General features: G+C 46.8%; 15 protein-coding genes and 1 riboswitch. Of the genes, 7 read left to right on the top strand and 8 right to left on the bottom strand.

The features are described from left to right. The first annotated feature begins 25 nt into the window (after positions 1-25). From NNC77_RS03855 to NNC77_RS03845, 3 genes are all read left to right on the top strand, one after another. Entirely contained in the window at positions 26-1,729 is a 1,704-nt protein-coding gene (locus NNC77_RS03855; protein WP_254969894.1) for an acyl-CoA dehydrogenase family protein, read from the top strand. Between the two features lie 191 nt (positions 1,730-1,920). After that, entirely contained in the window at positions 1,921-2,610 is a 690-nt protein-coding gene (locus tag NNC77_RS03850) for a DUF4476 domain-containing protein (RefSeq protein WP_254969895.1), read from the top strand. A gap of 37 nt (positions 2,611-2,647) precedes the next feature. Next, positions 2,648-3,373, top strand: a complete 726-nt coding sequence (locus NNC77_RS03845; RefSeq protein ID WP_117693838.1) for a class I SAM-dependent methyltransferase — start codon at positions 2,648-2,650, stop codon at positions 3,371-3,373. Between the two features lie 59 nt (positions 3,374-3,432). On the opposite strand, the gene NNC77_RS03840 is transcribed toward NNC77_RS03845, so the two are convergent. After that, positions 3,433-4,086 carry an MgtC/SapB family protein gene (locus NNC77_RS03840; RefSeq protein ID WP_119227246.1) on the bottom strand — a complete coding sequence of 218 codons (654 nt, stop codon included), beginning with the start codon at positions 4,084-4,086 and terminating at the stop codon, positions 3,433-3,435. Between the two features lie 186 nt (positions 4,087-4,272). On the opposite strand from NNC77_RS03840, the gene NNC77_RS03835 reads away from it, so the two are divergent. Both NNC77_RS03835 and ettA read left to right on the top strand, forming a co-directional pair. Then, on the top strand, positions 4,273-5,193 hold the full coding sequence (locus NNC77_RS03835; protein WP_118064019.1) for a thioredoxin-like domain-containing protein: 921 nt from the start codon (positions 4,273-4,275) through the stop codon (positions 5,191-5,193). 144 nt (positions 5,194-5,337) lie between these two features. Continuing rightward, on the top strand, positions 5,338-7,035 hold the full coding sequence (ettA, locus tag NNC77_RS03830) for an energy-dependent translational throttle protein EttA (protein ID WP_254969896.1): 1,698 nt from the start codon (positions 5,338-5,340) through the stop codon (positions 7,033-7,035). A gap of 134 nt (positions 7,036-7,169) precedes the next feature. Here the strand turns inward: ettA and NNC77_RS03825 are convergent, their stop codons facing one another. The 5 genes from NNC77_RS03825 to NNC77_RS03805 form a co-directional block, all read right to left on the bottom strand. Then, the gene (locus NNC77_RS03825) at positions 7,170-7,973 is read right to left on the bottom strand and encodes a DUF4465 domain-containing protein (RefSeq protein ID WP_254969898.1); all 804 of its coding nucleotides are present in this window, start codon (positions 7,971-7,973) and stop codon (positions 7,170-7,172) included. 38 nt (positions 7,974-8,011) lie between these two features. Continuing rightward, positions 8,012-10,072, bottom strand: a complete 2,061-nt coding sequence (locus NNC77_RS03820; RefSeq protein WP_254969900.1) for a YncE family protein — start codon at positions 10,070-10,072, stop codon at positions 8,012-8,014. 5 nt (positions 10,073-10,077) lie between these two features. After that, positions 10,078-12,069, bottom strand: a complete 1,992-nt coding sequence (locus NNC77_RS03815; protein WP_254969901.1) for a TonB-dependent receptor — start codon at positions 12,067-12,069, stop codon at positions 10,078-10,080. A gap of 75 nt (positions 12,070-12,144) precedes the next feature. Further along, positions 12,145-12,364: riboswitch (cobalamin riboswitch) on the bottom strand. Between the two features lie 85 nt (positions 12,365-12,449). Next, complete coding sequence (locus NNC77_RS03810) at positions 12,450-13,088, bottom strand: HAD family hydrolase (protein WP_254969902.1); 639 nt, start codon at positions 13,086-13,088, stop codon at positions 12,450-12,452. 51 nt (positions 13,089-13,139) lie between these two features. After that, a complete protein-coding gene (locus NNC77_RS03805) occupies positions 13,140-14,228 on the bottom strand; it encodes a glycerate kinase family protein (RefSeq protein WP_254969903.1) in 1,089 nt (362 codons plus the stop codon). A gap of 234 nt (positions 14,229-14,462) precedes the next feature. On the opposite strand from NNC77_RS03805, the gene NNC77_RS03800 reads away from it, so the two are divergent. Next, positions 14,463-14,738: a hypothetical protein gene (locus NNC77_RS03800; RefSeq protein ID WP_022121591.1), complete on the top strand. Its 276-nt coding sequence runs from the start codon at positions 14,463-14,465 to the stop codon at positions 14,736-14,738. Between the two features lie 142 nt (positions 14,739-14,880). Here the strand turns inward: NNC77_RS03800 and NNC77_RS03795 are convergent, their stop codons facing one another. Together NNC77_RS03795 and NNC77_RS03790 are read right to left on the bottom strand one after the other, a co-directional pair. Then, complete coding sequence (locus NNC77_RS03795) at positions 14,881-15,612, bottom strand: response regulator transcription factor (protein ID WP_254969904.1); 732 nt, start codon at positions 15,610-15,612, stop codon at positions 14,881-14,883. 87 nt (positions 15,613-15,699) lie between these two features. After that, positions 15,700-17,220, bottom strand: coding sequence for a sensor histidine kinase (locus NNC77_RS03790; RefSeq protein WP_254969905.1), 1,521 nt, complete (start codon positions 17,218-17,220; stop codon positions 15,700-15,702). Between the two features lie 193 nt (positions 17,221-17,413). On the opposite strand from NNC77_RS03790, the gene NNC77_RS03785 reads away from it, so the two are divergent. Then, positions 17,414-19,462 (top strand): outer membrane beta-barrel protein, encoded by a 2,049-nt coding sequence (locus NNC77_RS03785; RefSeq protein ID WP_254969907.1) that lies wholly within the window; start codon positions 17,414-17,416, stop codon positions 19,460-19,462. Positions 19,463-19,535: the final 73 nt, after the last annotated feature.

Here is a 19,535-nt window from a genome sequence, read left to right as displayed (position 1 = left end):
ACATTATTTAAATAAGAAAAGCAAAATGGCTAATTATTATACAGACCATCCTGAGATAGAGTTCCACTTGAATCATCCGCTTATGAAGCGTGTTGTGGACTTGAAGGAAAGAAATTATGTAGAAAAAGACCAGTTTGAAGATGCTCCAGTAAACTACGAGGATGCCATCGAGAACTACAAGCGATTGCTGGATATTACCGGCGATGTAGCTGCTAACATCATCGAACCAAACTCTGAGGATGTTGACCTCGAAGGTCCACATTTGGAGAATGGCCGCATGATCTATGCCAGCAAGACATTCGAGAACCTCGATGCTACCCGCAAGGCTGGCCTCTGGGGCTTGTCAATGCCTCGTCGTTACGGTGGCTTGAACCTGCCTAACGCCATCTTCTCTATGGCTTCTGAAATCATCGCTGCAGCCGATGCCGGTTTCCAGAACATCTGGTCGCTCCAGAGCTGTATCGATACACTCTATGAGTTCGGTTCTGAGGAGCAGCGCCAGAAGTACATCCCTCGCATCTGCGCAGGCGAAACCATGAGTATGGACTTGACTGAGCCTGATGCAGGTTCTGACTTGCAGCGCGTAATGCTGAAGGCTACACAGGATGAGGACGGCACATGGCGTCTGAATGGTGTGAAGCGTTTCATCACCAATGGTGACTCAGACATCCACCTGGTTCTGGCCCGTTCTGAAGAAGGCACCAAGGATGGTCGTGGTCTTTCTATGTTCATCTACGACAAGCGTGATGGCGGCGTAACCGTTCGTCACATCGAGCACAAGTTGGGTATCCATGGTTCTCCTACCTGCGAGTTGGTTTACAAGAATGCCAAGGCAGAGCTTTGCGGTAACACCCGTCTCGGTTTGATTAAGTACGTGATGGCTCTGATGAACGGTGCCCGTCTGGGTATTGCAGCTCAGAGTGTAGGTGTTGAGCAGGAGGCTTACAACGAGGGCCTGGCTTATGCCAAGGAGCGTGCTCAGTTTGGCGAGAAGATTATCAACTTCCCAGCCGTTTATGACATGCTTTCAAGAATGAAGGCTAAGTTGGATGCAGGCCGTTCACTCCTCTACTGCTGCGCTCGCTACGTAGATATCTACAAGGCTTTGGAAGACATTGCCCGCGACAGCAAGCTGACTCCAGAGGAGCGTCAGGAGATGAAGAAATACACCCGCTTGGCTGATGCGTTCACTCCATTGGCAAAGGGTATGAACTCTGAGTATGCCAACCAGAATGCATACGATGCCATCAGCATCCACGGTGGTTCTGGTTTCATCATGGAGTACAAGTGCCAGCGCCTGTTCCGTGATGCCCGCATCTTCTCTATCTACGAGGGAACCACCCAGCTTCAGGTAGTAGCAGCTATCCGCTACATCACCAACGGTACTTATCTCAGCATCATCAAGGAGATGTTGGAGAGCGAGGTATCAGATGATTTGAAGGCATTGAAGGAGCGCGTGGCTAAGCTCGTAGAACTTTACGAGGCAGCCATCAACAAGGTGAAGGAGGCAAACGATCAGGCAGTTCACGACTTCCTGGCTCGCCGTCTCTATAACATGACTGGCGACATCGTGATGTCTCTCCTCATCCTCGACGATGCAACCAAGGCACCAGAGATGTTCCAGAAGAGTGCCAATGTTTATGTTCGCATGGCAGAGGAGGAAGTTCTCGGTCATTCAGCATACATCCAGAACTTCAAGGCAGAAGACTTGGAGAGCTTCAAGGCATAAGATTATCATTACAAATATTATATAAAAAGTCCGTGGGCAGGAAATTTTTCTTGTCCACGGATTTTTCTTTTCTATACAAAGATAGGGATTTTCCCTTCTACTTTAGGGAATCCTTCTCTTTTTATTTCAAAAGAAAGCTGTACTTTTGCAACCATAAAACAATATAATAACTTATAAAAACAGTTTAGCTTATGAAAAGGAATGAAGTAATGGCGCTCATCGCCACAACCATATTGATGTTTGCCGTATGCCTCTCGGCTTCGGCTAAAGGAAAAAGAAACGTGGAGCGGGGAATGACCAAGCAGGAAGTAATAGCCATTCTTGGAAAACCTAAGCTCACCAGTTTCGACATGTATGGGGACAAATGGGAATATGACAAATATAATTATCTGTCTGGAGATTCCAAGTACATCACGGTCTTCTTCGACAGAAACGGAAAGGTTGTGCAGTACGATACAAAAATCATAGAACTAAACAGCCAAACATCGAATGTACAGCAGCCACACCCAACTCCACCCCTCTACGATGGAAGATGTGATCCTGATGGCAGAATGGATTACGGCTATTGTCTCGATGATGCTTCCTTCACCAAACTATATAATAAGGTGAAGAAGGCAAGCTTTGATGACAACAAGTTCGACCTGATAGAAGTGGCAAGTCTCGGCTGTTACTATTCTTGTGCCCAAGCCGTCAGCATGATGAATATATTCACTTTTGGTGACAGCAAGATGAAAGCCCTCAGACTGATGGCTCCTCATATCATAGATTTGCAGAATGCCATTATCATCTATCAGCAATTCAATTTTGAAAGCGAAAAGCAAAAGGTAGGAGAAATATTAAGAAGCAGCAGAATATCTCCTCAAAACTTGCATATTCAATGAAAAAACATTAATTTTGCACTCAAAAACTGCAAAATAAATGAATACAAAGATATTATCAAAAGACAAAGACCCGATGGGTGCCGCTATCCTTGATTATCAGAAATCGGGAAGAGCAGGAAGATTACGTGTGCTCTCTTCTATGTTCGAAGAGGACGAAATGCCGGTGAAACATCTCTTCAGAAAAGTTGAGGAGATGCCGATGCTGGAGCAGAAGGCCTTGCAACTCACAAAAGGGCGTGTACTGGATATCGGAGCCGGCAGCGGCTGCCATACGCTCGCCTTGCAGGAGAAGGGCTTGGAGGTAAAAGCCATTGATATTTCTCTTCTGAGCTGCGAAGCGATGGAACTGAGAGGAGTAAAGGATGCGGAATGCATCAATCTTTTCGATGAACATCTGGAAACAGGGTTCGACACCATCCTCCTTCTGATGAACGGAACGGGTATCGCCGGAAAGATAGAACATCTCCCTGCCCTCTTCAACCGTCTCAAGGCTTTGCTCAACAAGGGCGGACAGATTCTTATCGATTCCTCCGACCTGAAATACATCTACGAGAATGAAGACGGAAGTTTCGACATCAATCTGAATGGTGCCTACTATGGTGAAGTGGATTATCAGATGATTTACAAAGACATAAAGGGAGACTGTTTCGACTGGCTCTACGTAGATTTCCCATTGCTCAAATCCATCGCCGAAACCTGCGGTCTGCATGGCGAACTCGTGGCAGAAGGAGAACACTACGACTATCTGGCTAGGATTTTCTAAGCATATAAAGATAAAAAGGAGTTAAGATGATGGTCTTAACTCCTTTTTATCTTTTCTTTCTATTTAATCGTCGAAATCGTGACGTCCGAGAAATCATTCATATAATCCAGAATCTCCAGCGTATGGAAACCCCGTTTGGCTTTTATTTCAATGCTCGCCTCCACAAATTCTTCCTTAGAAAATCTCCGTTCTTTCAGTTCGTAAGAATGAACTTCCATGCCTTTCTGTTTGATTTTACTGATGAATTCCTTCACGCTGTCCCTTGATGGAGCAGAGAAATTCAGTTCGATGGTAGAGGTTCCCAACTGCGGAATCCAGTAGTTCAATACTTCCAGTCCCAGTAGCACCATCGCCGTAGTAATAATTGCAGCCACATACATTCCCGTACCGCACGCCAGACCGATGGCTGCCGTCACCCACAAGCCTGCAGCAGTAGTCAATCCTCTCACCACGTTCTTTTGAAAGATAATCGTTCCTGCGCCCAGGAATCCAATGCCTGAAACCACCTGCGCAGCTACACGGGAAGAATCCTTTAAGTCAAATCCGAATCCATACTGGGAAACAACACAGAAAAGCGCACTTCCCAATGCCACGAGGAAGTGAGTACGGAAACCAGCCTCCTTGGCACGATATTCTCGCTCTATTCCTATCGCACCTCCCAAAAGCAGGGCGAGAGACAGGCGAATGGTCAGGTCAATATAAGTTGCATCCATATTATTCCTTTCTTTTATAGTTTGCTTGCAAAGATAATATAATTCGAAGACTATACAAAATAAAACTATCTTTTTTATTACGAAAACATCATTTTTCTTTGGTTATTTAAGAAAAAAAGCGTATCTTTGCCACAAATGATATTCGTATCAATATACATGATTCACCTTTTTTAAACGACAAAAGATATGAAGATAACATTATTTTTGCTCTTGGCAACAGCTGTTGTCGGCAGAGCACAAACAACCACAGAGTTGCTACCAGTTGGCACTGAAGCACCTGACTTCCAAATCACCAATGACAAGACAGGCAAGAAAATATTCCGTCTGTCCGATTGGAAGACCAAGACCGATGCAGACGGCAAGGTGGTACCAGGCGTATGGACCGTACTCGACTTCTGGGCTTCATGGTGTCCAGACTGTCGCAAGGACATGCCAAAGGTAAAAGAAATATCAAAAAAATATCTCACGAAGATACAGCTCGTCGGGATTTCATTCGATACCGACAAGGAAAAGATGAACAAATATCTCAGCAGCAACCACTACGATCAGTGGATGCAATACTGCGAGGGAAAGAAATGGAAGGAAACTCAGATTTCCAAGGATTACCACATCTCATGGATTCCAACCTCCTATCTCATCGACCCTGAGGGAAAAGTATACTTCTCTACCGTCAAGGCCGAGGAAATGATGCAGAAACTGGACTCGCTCAACAATTTAGGTAAGCTAACAGCCTTTATAGAGATGCCCCACTACCCTGGTGGAGAGGCGGTCTTGATGAAGCAACTATCCGTCAATACCAAGTTTCCAAAGTTGTGCCAAAAGTATAAAGCCGCAGCCAAAGTAAAAGTGGAATTTATCGTCGAGAAAGATGGAAACGTCTCTGATGTCGGAATACAAAGTTACCAGGTGTTAGACAACCCTAACGGCAAAGATTTCAACAAGCTGTCAGGAGCTGAGCAAACCCAAGTCCGCTCACAAATTCGCACTCTCTTCGAACAGGAAGGCATCCGTGTTGTGAGCACATTGGGGAAATGGACACCCGGCAAAATAAGGGGCGAGGCTACACGCGTACACTATACCGTTCCCATTGTATTCAGACTACATTAGAATGGGCTGACAAGTTTCAAGACACGTGGTATGACCAAACTGGAAGTCATCGACATTCTTGGCGACCCCAAGACCAAAAGTTTCGATGAATATGGAGACAAATAGAAATTCTATAAATTCACAAATACACATTTATTTATATACATGGCAACAGTTGACGACAAGAAGATTATCTTCTCAATGGTGGGCGTATCTAAGATTATCCCACAAAACCAGAAACAGATTCTGAAGAACATCTACCTATCGTTCTTCTACGGAGCAAAAATCGGTATCATCGGTTTGAACGGTGCCGGTAAATCTACGTTGATGAAAATCATCGCAGGACTTGAGCAACCTACCCAGGGTGAGGTGGTTTGGAGCCCAGGCTACTCTGTGGGCTACTTGCCTCAGGATCCTCCGCTCGACGAGAACAAGACCGTGAAGGAAAACGTGATGGAGGGTGTGCAGAAAATCTATGATGCACTCGCAGAATACGAGGACATCAACAATAAGTTCGGTCTCGAAGAATATTACGGAGACCCTGATAAGATGGACAAGCTGATGCAGCGCCAGGCTGAGGTGCAGGACATCATCGATGCTACCGATGCCTGGAACATCGACTCCAAGCTGGAGCGTGCGATGGCTGCCCTACATTGTCCTTCTGGTGATTGGCCAGTTACCAATCTCTCGGGTGGTGAGCGCCGCCGTGTGGCTCTCTGCCGCCTGCTCTTGCAGAAGCCGGACGTACTCCTGCTCGATGAGCCTACCAACCACCTGGATGCTGAGAGCATCGACTGGCTGGAGCAGCACCTGCAGCAGTATGAGGGTACCGTAATCGCCGTAACCCACGACCGCTACTTCCTCGACGACGTGAGCGAGTGGATTCTGGAGTTGGACCGTGGCGAGGGTATTCCATGGAAGGGCAACTACTCTTCATGGCTCGACCAGAAGACCAAGCGAATGATTCAGGAGGAGAAGACTGCCTCTAAGCGCCGCAAGACATTGGAGCGCGAGTTGGAATGGGTTCGCATGGCGCCTAAGGCCCGTCAGGCTAAGGGTAAGGCTCGTCTGAACTCTTACGAGCAGATGCTCAACCAGGAGCAGAAGGAGCGCGAGGAGAAGCTGGAAATCTTCATCCCTAACGGTCCTCGTCTAGGCAACAAGGTGATTGAGGCTCAGCATGTAAAGAAGGCGTTCGGCGAAAAGGTTCTCTTCAACGACCTCAACTTCATGCTTCCTCCTAACGGCATCGTGGGTGTTATCGGTCCTAACGGAGCCGGTAAGACTACCCTCTTCCGTCTCATCATGGGATTAGAGCAGGCTGACGGCGGTACATTCGAGGTGGGTGAGACCGTGAAGCTGGCTTATGTTGACCAGCAGCACAAGGACATCGACCCTCAGAAGACCGTTTACGAGGTGATTTCTCAGGGCAATGAGACCTTGCGTCTGGGTGGCAGAGATGTGAATGCACGTGCTTATATCAGCCGTTTCAACTTCTCGGGCACCGACCAGAGCAAACTCTGCAGTGTTCTCTCGGGTGGTGAGCGCAACCGTCTGCAGTTGGCCTTGGCATTGAAGCAGGAAGGTAACGTTTTGCTCCTCGATGAGCCTACCAACGATATCGACGTGAACACCCTCCGTGCCTTGGAGGAAGGTTTGGAGGCATTTGCCGGTTGTGCGGTGGTTATCAGCCACGACCGCTGGTTCCTCGACCGAATCTGTACCCACATTCTTGCCTTCGAGGGCAATGGTGAGGTCTTCTTCTTTGAGGGCAGCTATTCTGAGTATGAAATCAACAAGGCGCGCCGCCTGGGCGATACAGAAATCAAGAAGGGTCGCTACCGCAAGTTGATGGAAGAATAAAGATTCGAAAAAGATAAAGAAGAACTCGGTTCTGAAACAATAAAAAACAAAAGAAAAGGTGTGTCTTTGCCTTAAGACACACCTTTTTTGTTTCTATGCAGCTGTTTTCAAAAGAAACTATCGCTATATCAGATTTACTTATAGATTTCTACGTCATCTACAGCTATATAAGCAGGCGCATTATAACCATACTTCCCCTTCATATCTTCTGAAGCCTCATAGTTTACCTTCAAGCTGCTAATCTCGCCAAGAGAAGAGAGATCAACATACTGCCAGCTCTTCAAAGAGTTTGTACCATCCTGAACTGTGTACTTAACTGTACCTGTAGATGTAGTACCATCAGCCTTGAAGCCTTCGAACACGACAGAGATTTGGGTAGAACTTTTAGCCTTTGCACAGTAGTCATTGCCATTAGCCATCACATTGAGGAAGTAAGTACCATTGGTAATCCAAAGGCCTTTCATGGTGTGAGCCTTACCATCCTTAAAGTCAAGAACAGGAGCATTATATCCATCTATTGAACCATAAATCATCAAGAAGTTGCTGCCGGAGTGAGCTGCAAGATCTGCAGGAATAGAAAGCTGTGTATTAGATGTACCTTCAGCAATGGTACTATGATAGTTAGAAACAGCAGCACCACCATTCCAATAAGCCCAAGACATACCATAACCATAATCTGCACCATTTATCTTTGAATGCAAAGAAGTTGTAGCATCAGTCCACTCATACACACCATTATCCTCTGTAAAGCCGCTACCACTCTCTCCATAGAGCATCTTTCCACCATACTGAGCATTATCTATCAATGCATTCCAGTTACTACCCTCGAAAGTGATGGTCTCATACTTAGGAGTGTTGTCATCGTCGTCGTCACTACATGCTGTGAAGAAACTAGTGGCACACACAAGTGCCAACAAATAAAAATACTTTTTCATCATTGTTGTTTTGTTTATTACTAAAATTATCTTATTATTTATTATCTCTTTCTACTCTTGGCACTGATTGACTTTTGGAGATGCAGGTCCTCAGCCCCACTCACCTCTGTGGAAGTTTCACCTAGCCAACCACACATTTGATTCTGTGCGCAATACACTCTCACGAAGTCGATGTGGTCGAGCGCCACTGGCTTTCGATTCTTATCTACCGCCCAAGAGATATCGAAACTACATCCATCGATGTCGCTATTGCTCACATTGTCAACATATCCATACCGGAAGGCATCACAAACCCAATGGGTTCCATTGCCGCTGGTATCATGGCCATTACGCGGCAAAAGGGTACCCTCGAAGCGTAATGGACTTGACAACCACAAAGGGAAATATTCCTGGGCATGAAAAGTGTTGCGATTAACAACTCCACTCCTTCCCTGATTGTCTGTCCATGGAATATCTTGCATGGCATCTTTGGTATAGGTTATCTCATAGCCATATACCACCTTGCCCACACTGTCAACATCAGCACTGCCGGAAAGTTCATACCAAGGATCGTCGGGCAAACCATTGCCATTCACATCCTGCGATACCATCACGATGCCAGGCTCGCTATTGTCCTTGAAAGCATTGCCCTTGATGTAAAGGTCTTTCTCACCTTTCACATTCGCTATAGAATGATCGAAATGAAAGGTGATGTAACCACCATAGGCACCCAGACTCACCAAACCGCCCTTGTCTCCACCGATGGCTTCAGTACATTTTCTTGCCATCTCCTTAGCATCGTCACCCTCCTCATATTGAGGCATCATATTGACGAATTGTCCTGGAGCCGGCACATACTCATCCACCGCCAAGATATACTTGCTATACTTCTCGGCTGGTTGGCTCGGATCCGACGATGGCAACTGAGGTTTGCGATAAACAAACGCTGCCTCTGCCGGAATATCTCCCGTCCACACTCGCCAATCGAAGGTGCCATCCGCCTTGAAGTGAAACAACTCACCACTTGACACGTAATTCTTAGCATCCATCAGATAGAAATCTTTCTTCTGAGGATTGACGATGATGCCGTATGGCATTTCGATGGATTGTATCTCAGGAGCAATAGACAAGGAATGAGCAATTACCTTGTGTTGGCTGACATTCACGATGCCATACTCTATCGAATTCTTCTGTGAAGTCTCATTCCACTGCACACCTATATAATATAGTGAATCACCCACGATACACATGTTGGAGACCGGCACTTCCAGTTCACCTCCCTTTTCCATCTGCCCTGCAGCATTAGGCTTGAGCCAATACAATCGTGAAGGCACCTCCTTGTAGTCGCCTCGGGAACTCACCCATAGCTGCCCATACTTATCGGCACGACAGCGATGCAAGTTGATTGCCACATCAATCTTCCGCTCCTCCTTAAAGGTATTGAGGTCGATGACGCTCACCGTACGATCGTAGTTGGGATTGCGATAACCGCCACTGTTGGCAACATACAGTTTGCCATGCACAACAGCCAATTCATCGGGCTGATAGCCCACCATCACCTTGTCCACTACCTTCATGGTCAGCGTGTCCACCTTATAAACAGCTCCCACTTCGGCATCCTGGCGCATATTCACAGGAGCCACATAGGCACTCACATAGGCAAATCCCCCATCAAAGGCAAGGTATCGACAGTTGGGGATGTCTATCTTCGCTACTTTTTTGCAAGTATAGGCATCTGCCACCTCCACCTTGTTGGAGCAGTTGATGACCATCCACAGTTTGGAGCCATATATCTTGATATCATTGCCAACATCACCCAGTTCCTTAATCTCGTTAGGATTGCGTTCAGAGTAGATGTTGCGATGATAAATGACGTTTTCACTATTATTACCCGACAAGTCCAGATAGTCGAGGGTAGCCTTGTTGCTGCCCATATTGCCCTGGTTGAGCAAGTAGAGTCCCATGACATCGCCCTTCTCTGCCTTACTGCCTGTATCCTCAGGCTCAGATGAGATGACGGTGTCGCTATCCCGACACGACTGCATACCTAGAGCCAGAAAACAAAGCAAGGCTAAGAACCAAGACTTTGCCAGATTGGGTTGATGATATATCTTATCCTTCATTTTTTTCAAAAGTTATATTCCAATGTCAGCATATAATTGCGCTTCGGCATCGGATAGTTAAGTATCACGTCATAATCCTGACTGAAGATGTTGTTGACATCCAGTCTTGCCGACCATTTCCTGGCATGATAAACCACGCTCATGTCGTGCGTATACCAGGGCTGGAGATGGTTGTAGAGGATGTTCTCTTGCTGCGAATAACGTTCACCGGAATAGATGAAGCTATACGACAAGTCCCACTCTCGCCATGACAGGCCCAAGATAGCCGACCCACTGTGCCATGGGATATAAGGTATCTGGTCCTTATAATAAGAGGTATTGGGATCGGTCACGTCGCGAGCATCCTGATAAGTGTACTGCAAGCGGGCCGTAACTTTCCAATCCTTGGCTGGCTCCAGTCCCACTTCAGCCATGGCATCGACGCCCTTGATGTGTACCTTGCCCAAGTTGAGCATCGTCCAACGGAACTGCTGTCCCTTGGGATAAGCCACAATTTTGTCGTGCACCGTATTGTAATAGCCATCCACCTGTAAGCGGAAATGGTCGACGATGCCTTGCTTCCAATCCTTGTTCAGCACAAATCCCAGGTCATATTGCAACGCCGACTCTGGATTCAACTTACTGTTACCCATGTCGGCATAGTAGAGGTCATTGAAGGTCGGCATACGGAAGCTTTTCTTAGCGAAGGCCCTCACTGCCAGCAACTTGGATTCGAACGGATAGACATTTACAAAGAATGCTGGCGTCAGTGTGCTGCGAGATGACGATGACGCCCCATACTTCACATGGTCCTTGACCACCTGCTCCACCAACGAGGCTTGTGCCTGGATGCGTAACAGCGTCAATGCCGTGGCTAACGACACAAAGTTGGAGTAACGATGAGGGAAAGCAAAGTCCACCATATTGGCATTCAACTTGTTCCACTTGAAGTCATAGCTCATTGAGACACTCCACTTTGACAATATCTCATAGACATTCGAAGTGGAGAAATACATCTCCTGCTGACGATAGGTATTGTCTACATGTATCTGCGTCTCATCATTATTTACATAGCGCGTCACATAATAGGCACACTTAGCCAATGCCTTGGTAGAGAATTTGTCACCAAATGACTTTTGGAATACAGCCTGTCCGAAGGTATTGTGGTCCCACTGGCGTTCGCCTCGTCGCCACACATTGCTGACGATGGCACCAGGTATTCCCCTTTCCGAATGGTAGGTGTACGCCTTCACGTTCCAATATCCATCGGCAATGCCTCCCCTCACGTTTTCCTCGATACGGAAAGCCCAAATGTCACCATTGTGGCGCACGGCGGTGGTATCATAAGCCACCGTATTATCTTCGGTCACTCGCCTATAACGAAACTTATAGCGTCCGCTCGACGTCAGCACACTTGTACTTAACGAGGAAGATATATGTTCGGAGAGTTTCTGCTCCCAAAGCGATGAAAACCGGAAGGTATCGCTCGACCCATACTTAGCCCTCACCAACAAGTTGTATCGCCTGCCCATCATGAAGCGAGGAGCCTTGGTACGGATATAGACGGAGCCAGCATTACCAAAGTCGCTCGCTGGTTGGAAGATGGCACTACGCTGACCGTTGTAGAGCGAAATTTCCTCCACATTGTCGAGCGAGAACTGCCCCAAGTCTATCTGCCCGTTCTGTGCATTGCCCAGTTCGATGCCGTCATAGAAGATACCCAAGTGATTGGTACCCATACTGCGAATGTTGACTGTCTTGATGCCACCCACGCCTCCATAATCCTTGAGCTGCAGGCCCGAGAAATAACGCAAGGCATCGGCCACCGACAAGGAATTCAACTTTTTGAGTTCCTCACCTCCCAATGTCTGTGATGGAATAGTTTCCCTGGATATCAATCGTGAGGTAACCACAACCTCTTGGATGTGATGCACTCGTACAGAGTCCTGCGTTTCGCCAGTGGCAAAGGCAGACCCTGCAACAACACCCAGCATGGCTATTGCAAACAATCTTTTCATCTACTATTATGTTTTTATCTTCATTCAAAAGCCTAACCCACGAGGCTCAATGATTTCATCCTCCATCACTTCCTGATGGTAGAGATGGCAACGGCAGGTCTTCTGACTTGCGTCCTCAAACTCATGGCAAGCGGTCTTCCCGAAAAAATGTCAGTGACCATGGTGCTTGCCGCAATAAGACGCTTACAGCAGCGGGACTGTCCGGGCTTCTCACCCGATTCCCTTTTAATCACTACGCACTCATCCTGCCTGAGGCGGCAGAAGGTGGCAGCGAACCAATTGCGGGTGCAAAGGTACTATAAAAAAATGAATAAAAAGATAACTTTATCCGCTTTTTTATTCCAGCAAGGATAAAATTATCTTTTTATTCAGAGTTCAGTTTATTCTTTTACGATTTTCAGAAGTTCTGCGAAATCATCTATAATCCATTCCGCAGAGGCGAGCTGCTGGCGGGTTCCGTTGCCATAAGTCACGGCACAGACCTTGCAGCCGGCATGATGCGCCATATCTACATCGAAGGTCATATCGCCCACTACAAGGGTTTCATCTGCCGTTCCCTTCATCTCCTTCAATGCCTTGAAGACCATATCGGGTGCCGGCTTCGCATGCTCCACATCATCGCCTGCCACGATAGAAGAGAAAATATCTTCCAGCTGCATCTGATGCACGTATCCATCCAGCGAGCAATGGTTTCTGCTGCTGGCCATTCCCAGAACATAGCCTTGACGGTGCAACGCTCTCAGGGTTTCTATTACGTGAGGAAAGGGCTGCACGATCATCGTCTTCTTGTTTGCCAGGAAAATCTCGCGATAGGTTGCTGCGCATTCCATTCCCTCCTCAGCACTCATTCCGAAGAGCGAAACGAAGGCCTCATCCAATCGAAGACCGATGGTCTTGGCACAAGCCTCATCCGATTTCACTTCCAGTTTTCTTGCCCGCATCGTATCCTGCAAGGTCTTCACGATGAGACTCTGCGAATCGCCAATGGTTCCATCAAAATCAAAAATTATATACTTCATTATTCTTACCTTATTTGAAAACGGTCACAAAGGTACAGATAATAGCTGAAACTACAAAGCAAATTGCTCACGAATTGCCTTTATTATGTTATTACGAGCCACTTCTGGCTTCATCGCCTCATCCAATGGCATTTCTTCTGGAGTAACCTGAACAACTCTATCAAATCCTGCATCCAGCATAGCCTTTCTATCGCTAACTCCACCCGATACTAGCCATATTTTCTGATTAGTAACATGCTCCAGAATTCTTTGCGGCAACTTCCCCATCAAGGTCTGACGGTCGCTATGACCTTCGCCCGTAATCACGAGATCAGCATCCTGAATGAGCACATCAACCTCTATTTTCTCTAAAAGCAATTCAGCCCCTGGTCGTGCCTCAGCATTGAAATATTGCAGGAATGCATAACCCAGTCCGCCGGCCGCACCAGCCCCAGGAGCCTCACTCCTATCATATCCGAAATGCTTGGCACTTACCTCGGCAAACTTCCTCGCCCTATCATCCAACATCTGCACCATCTTAGCATCAGCTCCCTTCTGAGGCGCAAAGACGTGAGCCGCCCCATTTTCACCACAGAGCGGATTGGTAACATCCGAAGCCAGCACGAAGCTGCATTCCTGGCGGATTTTCTTCCAGTCGTCGCCCATCGCCTTGAGCATTCCGATGCCACAATCGGATGTGGCGCTGCCACCCAAGCCCACGATGAAACGTCTCACGCCCCGGCGCCAGGCACTCATAATCATCTCGCCCACGCCCCAGGAAGTAGCCTTCATCGGGTTGCGTTGTTCAGGCTCAATCAGAGCCAGTCCGGCGGTCTGCGCAATCTCGATAATCGCCGTATCATCCACGATTCCGTATTCCGCCTCAATCCATCTCATCAGCGCATCATGGGCATGAATCTTCACTCGCTCTCCCTTCATCGCCGAAAGAAAAGCATCGAGCATTCCCTCTCCCCCATCACTCATTTCCAGGGTAATAATTTCGGGAGAAGCATCATCCGCATTCCATTCCTTTAATCCCGAAGCAATCGCCTCATTCACCTCTCTGCTCGAAAGGCAGCCCTTATAAGAGTCACAAGCAATTATTATCTTCTTATATCCAGCCCCATCCATCAGTCTGAGGCCATCATTTTTCCTATCCATATCCTATTTATATTATATCATTCCAAGAATCATCGCCAATCAAGCGATTCCCCTTTCAGCCCGCAAAATTAGCCATTATTCCTGAAACCACAAACCTTTTTGGGAAAAACTTTCAAAAACAGTTGCTTCTGATAAGAGCTGATAGAAAAAAGAGGTTAAAACATTTGGTTATTAAAAAGATTCCTCGTATTTTTGCAGTAGATTTTTCAAAGGTTTTCTAAAGGTTAAAGGCTTATGTGCAAATATGAAGAAATAGAAGGTTGGCGACTCTCGAATGGCAAGACGATTCGGGAAACCAACAATGCCGTACACGATGAGGTGGAACGAATCTACCTGGAAGCGTGGGCGAAAGGTATTTCCGTGCCGTATTTTGAAAACGGAAAAACCTATCTTGCTAATCCTGATGGAAGCGATGTTGAAGCAACTCTTGATTTTGCAACACGCGAATATACTATCATAAAACAAGTTGCAGCTCCAGGAAAGGGGAAAATGAGCTACTTGCTCCATTAATTATTAATGTGTTGCCATTCACATCGAGAAATCAGGCAAGCATCAGATAACAGATCACCCAGCCGAGTGGTTCGACAAATACTTCAAAGAGGCATTCGATGCGCTTGTTGATGGATAGGAAGAATAGTTCTTTTACAAGATTCTAGCAAATCATTTTATACCCAATCCCCCTCACATTGATGATTCTGATATTTTCATCGGCAGATAACTTGTGGCGGAGCTTGGTGATGATAACATGGAGACTGCGGGAATTGAAGAAGCTGTCATCGCCCCAGAGTTGCAGGAGAATATCCTTGCTCTCTACCACATTGTTCTTGCTCTCCACAAGCATGCGAAGGATTTCGGATTCACGATGTGACAGTTCTGTATCCTTACCTTCCAACTGCAGAATCTGACTGGTAACATTCAGGCGATAACGACCGATGGAGAGCCACAGATCAGCAGCATCCGGATTATCAGGAGAAACATTCCCCCCTTCCTGTTCTTCAGAAAAAATATTTCCTGCAGAAACCCGATGACAAAGCGACTTGATACGGACGATGAGCTCCTGGATGGCAAACGGCTTCTTCAGATAATCATTGCCACCCAATTCAAATCCCTCTACCACATCATTCACCGCCGAACGAGCCGTGAGGAAAAGCACAGGGGTACGGGAATCCGTCTTGCGGATACGGCGCACCATCTCGAAGCCATCCATTTTGGGCATCATCACATCCGCAACCAGCACATCAGGCTTCTGGTCATCAAACATACGAAGCCCCTCTTCGCCATCATGCGCCGTGCGCATCTCGAAGCCCTGCGCCTCCAAGGTGTCGCTCAGAATCATCGCCAAAGATGTTTCGTCTTCTACCAGTAATACTTTTATCTTATTCATTTTTTACTTTTTACTTTTAAGATTAAGACTTGGGAGACCAGCGATGGAATCGCTGGGAACGGGGGTGCAAAGGGGACTAGGTTCTTTTTACCCTTTTACCTTTTTACCTTTAAGAAAATGCAGGGTAAAGCAGCTTCCTTTTCCCGGCTCGCTTTCTACGGAAACAGAACCGCCCATTTTCTCCATCAGGCTCTTGACATAGAAAAGGCCGAGACCATAGCCCTTGACCGTATATTTATTGCCATCCGTCACCCGATAGAACTTGTCGAAAATATAAGGCAATTTATCGTGGGCAATACCGATTCCATTATCTGATACGGAAACCAGCACTTCATCCTCAGCTTTTTGGAAAGCCTTGATTTCTATCTTCATGCTATCTTCAGAATACTTGATGGCATTGTCTATGAGATTGCTCACGATGTTTGAGAAATGCATCCGGTCGGCATGAACCATCAGATTTTCCGGTTCTACGGACAACGAAATATTCACCTTTTTATCCGTTTTTTCTCCTGATTTCACTTTCAGCTGATGCTGGGAGATTAAGGGTTCAATCACCTCCTTCATTGGAACTTCCACGATATTGAGAAGCATCGATTTCCGTCGTTCCATACTCATCGACAGAATCTGTTCCACCAATCCGCTGAGCGTCTGCAACTGCTCCTGGGCGATGGTGAGATACTTGCGCGCCTTATCAGGATGCTGGAGCATTCCGTAGTTCAGCAGGGAGTCGGTGGCAGCATAGGCTACGGCTATCGGAGTCTTCAATTCGTGCGTGATATTATTGGTGAAATCACTCTTCATCTCATCAAGCGTCTTCTGCTTGAGCATCGTATGAATCAGGAACCAGAAGACGAAAGCCAGGATGAGCATGATGAAGAGCGATGTGGCAAGGATGCCTGCCATCTGGCTGAGCACAGTCATCGTAAGCGGCTCTAGGGTGAGGACATATTTTTCCTCATTCGCCTCCTCCTCATTACAAACCACATATTGGTATTGCTTGGCATTGGCGGAAGGCACATACCCCTTCGTTGCCACTTTCGCCAAAACCTTCTTTCCTGCTAAAAGCTGAATCTGATGCGGAAGGAGATGAGCATTATCGCCCACCAGCAAACTGTCTGAAAGCATCTTGGCAACCCATGCACTGTCATAGTCATTGATGTTTGGTTTGGCGATTTCATTCAATTTGCCAAACAGCGCTTGTTGCACCATAGTTGCCAGCTTGCCCGACATCATCATCATCAATTCCTGACCATTGTCATCTTCACTACGTTTCTCTTGCTTGGTAAAAGTTGTTTGAACAGACTGAACAACCTTTCCTCCACGAACCTTTTTAACCTTTACCTTTTGATCTATATCATCGTCTTCATCCATAGAAAAAGCAACAGCACCCGTCAGTTGTCTATGAGGCCCTTTATCAGCATTGCGCAATCGTTCGATTCGCTTCTTCATCTCCATGAAGTGAGCGTACTCCATTCCACCCTTAATTTTCGCTTCAACCTCCTTTTCCTGAGACTGATAAAGCCCCACGAGCCAATAGGTCTGATATGCGAAGATGCAGACCAGAGCCGTGATGACGAGCGTAACTATGTATTTAAGATGTAACTTCATGCTTGCAAAAGTAATAAAAAAGAAGATAAGTAAGATACTTTTCAGGAAATTATTTCTGATTTGATAAGACTAAATAACACTTCTGATAAGACTTGATAACCAAAATTCCTTGCTGACACGAGATTTTTACAGTACTTTTGCAACCGAAATCGGGAGTTTTTTTCCGAAAGAACGATAAAAAGATAAGAAGAATATGAAAAGATTGGTTATATTAAGCGCTTGCCTGGCCATCAGTCTTGCCGGCTGGGCACAAGGAAACAGAAATGATTCCCTGAGAATGGACAGCATCATCCATTCCCTCCCCGATGTGATGGTAAAAGGCAACCGACCTATCGTAAAGGTAAAAGGGGCGACATTGACCTATGACCTACCTCAACTCATCAAAAACCATCCGGTAGATAATGCCTATGAAGCCATCAAGCAACTGCCTGGCGTGAGCGAACAAGATGAAGCCTTGACCCTCAACGCCCAATCCGTAACCGTGATGATAGACGGCAAGGCTACCACCATGACGAGCGAGCAGCTCTATTCGCTTCTGAAAACGATTCCTACCAGCCGCATCGCCAACGCCGAAGTCATCTATTCAGCCCCAGCCCGCTATCAGGTAAAGGGACAAGTCATCAACCTCCTGCTGAAGCACAACACAGGCTTCCACTCCCTGCAAGGCGAGTTCTTCGGCGGCTACACCCACCAGAACCGCAACAGTTACACAGAGCGCGCCTCCTTGCTCTTCACCAACAAGAAATGGGAAATAGACATGCTCTATTCCTTCGGTCATGGCAAGAGATATTATTACTATGAAAATGAGTTTGCCCACACCTTGACTGATGGCACTTTCTATGCCTTCTCTACACATAGCGACAATATCAAACGCCATCTCAACCACAACATCCGACTGGGAATCAACTATCATCTGGCAAAGGATCATCAGCTCAGCTTTGCCTACACCTCACAACTCAATAACACGAGAGGAACTTCAGAGGATGATGGCGATTTCACATCCCTTCTCAGAATCCATGCCAAGAGTCAGTTTCACAATTTCCGCCTGGATTACTCCACACCATTCGGCTTCTCGGCAGGAGCAGAATACACCTATTATAATTCTCCGGATGAACAATGGCTGAAAAGCAGTCTCTACGATGAGATTTACGACATCACAAGCCAGCAACGAATCGACAAATGGCACGCTTACCTCAAGCAGGAGCACGACTTAGGAAAAGACTGGGGCTTGAACTACGGCATCAATTACACCACATCAAGAGACAAAAGCTCGCAGGAGAACAACAACAAGTCTTCTGATGGCAATACCATTCAAACCGAAGATCAAATGAGCTTCTACATCGGAGCCAGCAAATCATTCGGACAAAAACTCATGATGGAAGCATCGCTCATGGAAGAATATTATCATACCCCAATCTGGGATGAGTGGAACCTCTTCCCGACACTCTCCATCACCTATCTTCCAAAGGCAGGACACGTCATCCAATTCGACTTGGATTGCGACAGAGACTACCCTACCTATTGGTCGGTGAAGGATTTCACCACCTATAATGCGGGCGGATATGGAAAGATTGTTGGAAACCCGACGTTGAAGCCATCACGAGACCTCAGCCTCTCGCTTACCTACATTCTGCACAGCAGATACGTGGCAAGTCTCTTCTTCAACAACTCGAAAGATGAATTCCGTCAGCTTCCTTACCAGAGCGACAAGAAGAAGGAGATGGAATACAAGCATGTCAACTTCGACCATGTAAACCAGGTAGGCTTGATGCTCACAGCCCCAATCAACATAGGCAACTGGTGGCAGAATCGCCTTACCTTCACTGGCGTATATCAGAACGACAAGAATTCCCACTTCTATGATCTTCCATTCGACCGCAGCAAATGGTTCTGTCAAGCCCAGTGGAACGGCACTTTTCTCTTTGGCAAGCATGTACTTCTCAACCTCGATGCTTCCGTCCATACCGACGCCATCCAAGGAATCATCGACATCCCAGCCTCAGGCTATCTCAACGCTGCCCTCACCTGGAAGCCTCTCAAGGATGACAAGTTCCAGCTGAAAGCCTACTGCAACGACATCTTCGAGACAGGCGACAACCATCTGCACGACACCTACCGAGGTCAGCACGTCATCAACAAAATGTACTTTGGCAGAATCATCGGTCTCTCCCTCACCTATCGATTCGGCGGCTACAAGGCCAAGCAGCATGAAGAAGTAGATACTTCCAGATTTGGGAAATAAAACGAGAAAAGCTCACCAAGACCCTCAAAGTCCTGGCGAGCTTTTCTCGTTTCATATACTCTATTCAAGTTTC

The organism is Segatella copri, assembly GCF_024330485.1.
GTDB classification, from domain to species: Bacteria; Bacteroidota; Bacteroidia; order Bacteroidales; family Bacteroidaceae; genus Prevotella; species Prevotella copri_L.
The sequence above is the reverse complement of the archived record's forward strand: the minus strand, read 5'-3'. Positions and strand labels throughout refer to the sequence as shown.

Excerpts from the sequence above, each read along its gene's own strand:
- NNC77_RS03810 (WP_254969902.1), bottom strand. The coding sequence starts at position 13,088 with ATGAAGTATATAATTTTTGATTTTGATGGAACCATTGGCGATTCGCAG.
- NNC77_RS03790 (WP_254969905.1), bottom strand. The coding sequence starts at position 17,220 with ATGAAGTTACATCTTAAATACATAGTTACGCTCGTCATCACGGCTCTG.
- NNC77_RS03805 (WP_254969903.1), bottom strand. The coding sequence starts at position 14,228 with ATGGATAGGAAAAATGATGGCCTCAGACTGATGGATGGGGCTGGATAT.
- NNC77_RS03820 (WP_254969900.1), bottom strand. The coding sequence starts at position 10,072 with ATGAAGGATAAGATATATCATCAACCCAATCTGGCAAAGTCTTGGTTC.
- NNC77_RS03825 (WP_254969898.1), bottom strand. The coding sequence starts at position 7,973 with ATGATGAAAAAGTATTTTTATTTGTTGGCACTTGTGTGTGCCACTAGT.
- NNC77_RS03855 (WP_254969894.1), top strand. The coding sequence starts at position 26 with ATGGCTAATTATTATACAGACCATCCTGAGATAGAGTTCCACTTGAAT.
- NNC77_RS03800 (WP_022121591.1), top strand. The coding sequence starts at position 14,463 with ATGTGCAAATATGAAGAAATAGAAGGTTGGCGACTCTCGAATGGCAAG.
- ettA (WP_254969896.1), top strand. The coding sequence starts at position 5,338 with ATGGCAACAGTTGACGACAAGAAGATTATCTTCTCAATGGTGGGCGTA.
- NNC77_RS03835 (WP_118064019.1), top strand. The coding sequence starts at position 4,273 with ATGAAGATAACATTATTTTTGCTCTTGGCAACAGCTGTTGTCGGCAGA.
- NNC77_RS03850 (WP_254969895.1), top strand. The coding sequence starts at position 1,921 with ATGAAAAGGAATGAAGTAATGGCGCTCATCGCCACAACCATATTGATG.
- NNC77_RS03815 (WP_254969901.1), bottom strand. The coding sequence starts at position 12,069 with ATGAAAAGATTGTTTGCAATAGCCATGCTGGGTGTTGTTGCAGGGTCT.
- NNC77_RS03840 (WP_119227246.1), bottom strand. The coding sequence starts at position 4,086 with ATGGATGCAACTTATATTGACCTGACCATTCGCCTGTCTCTCGCCCTG.
- NNC77_RS03795 (WP_254969904.1), bottom strand. The coding sequence starts at position 15,612 with ATGAATAAGATAAAAGTATTACTGGTAGAAGACGAAACATCTTTGGCG.
- NNC77_RS03845 (WP_117693838.1), top strand. The coding sequence starts at position 2,648 with ATGAATACAAAGATATTATCAAAAGACAAAGACCCGATGGGTGCCGCT.
- NNC77_RS03785 (WP_254969907.1), top strand. The coding sequence starts at position 17,414 with ATGAAAAGATTGGTTATATTAAGCGCTTGCCTGGCCATCAGTCTTGCC.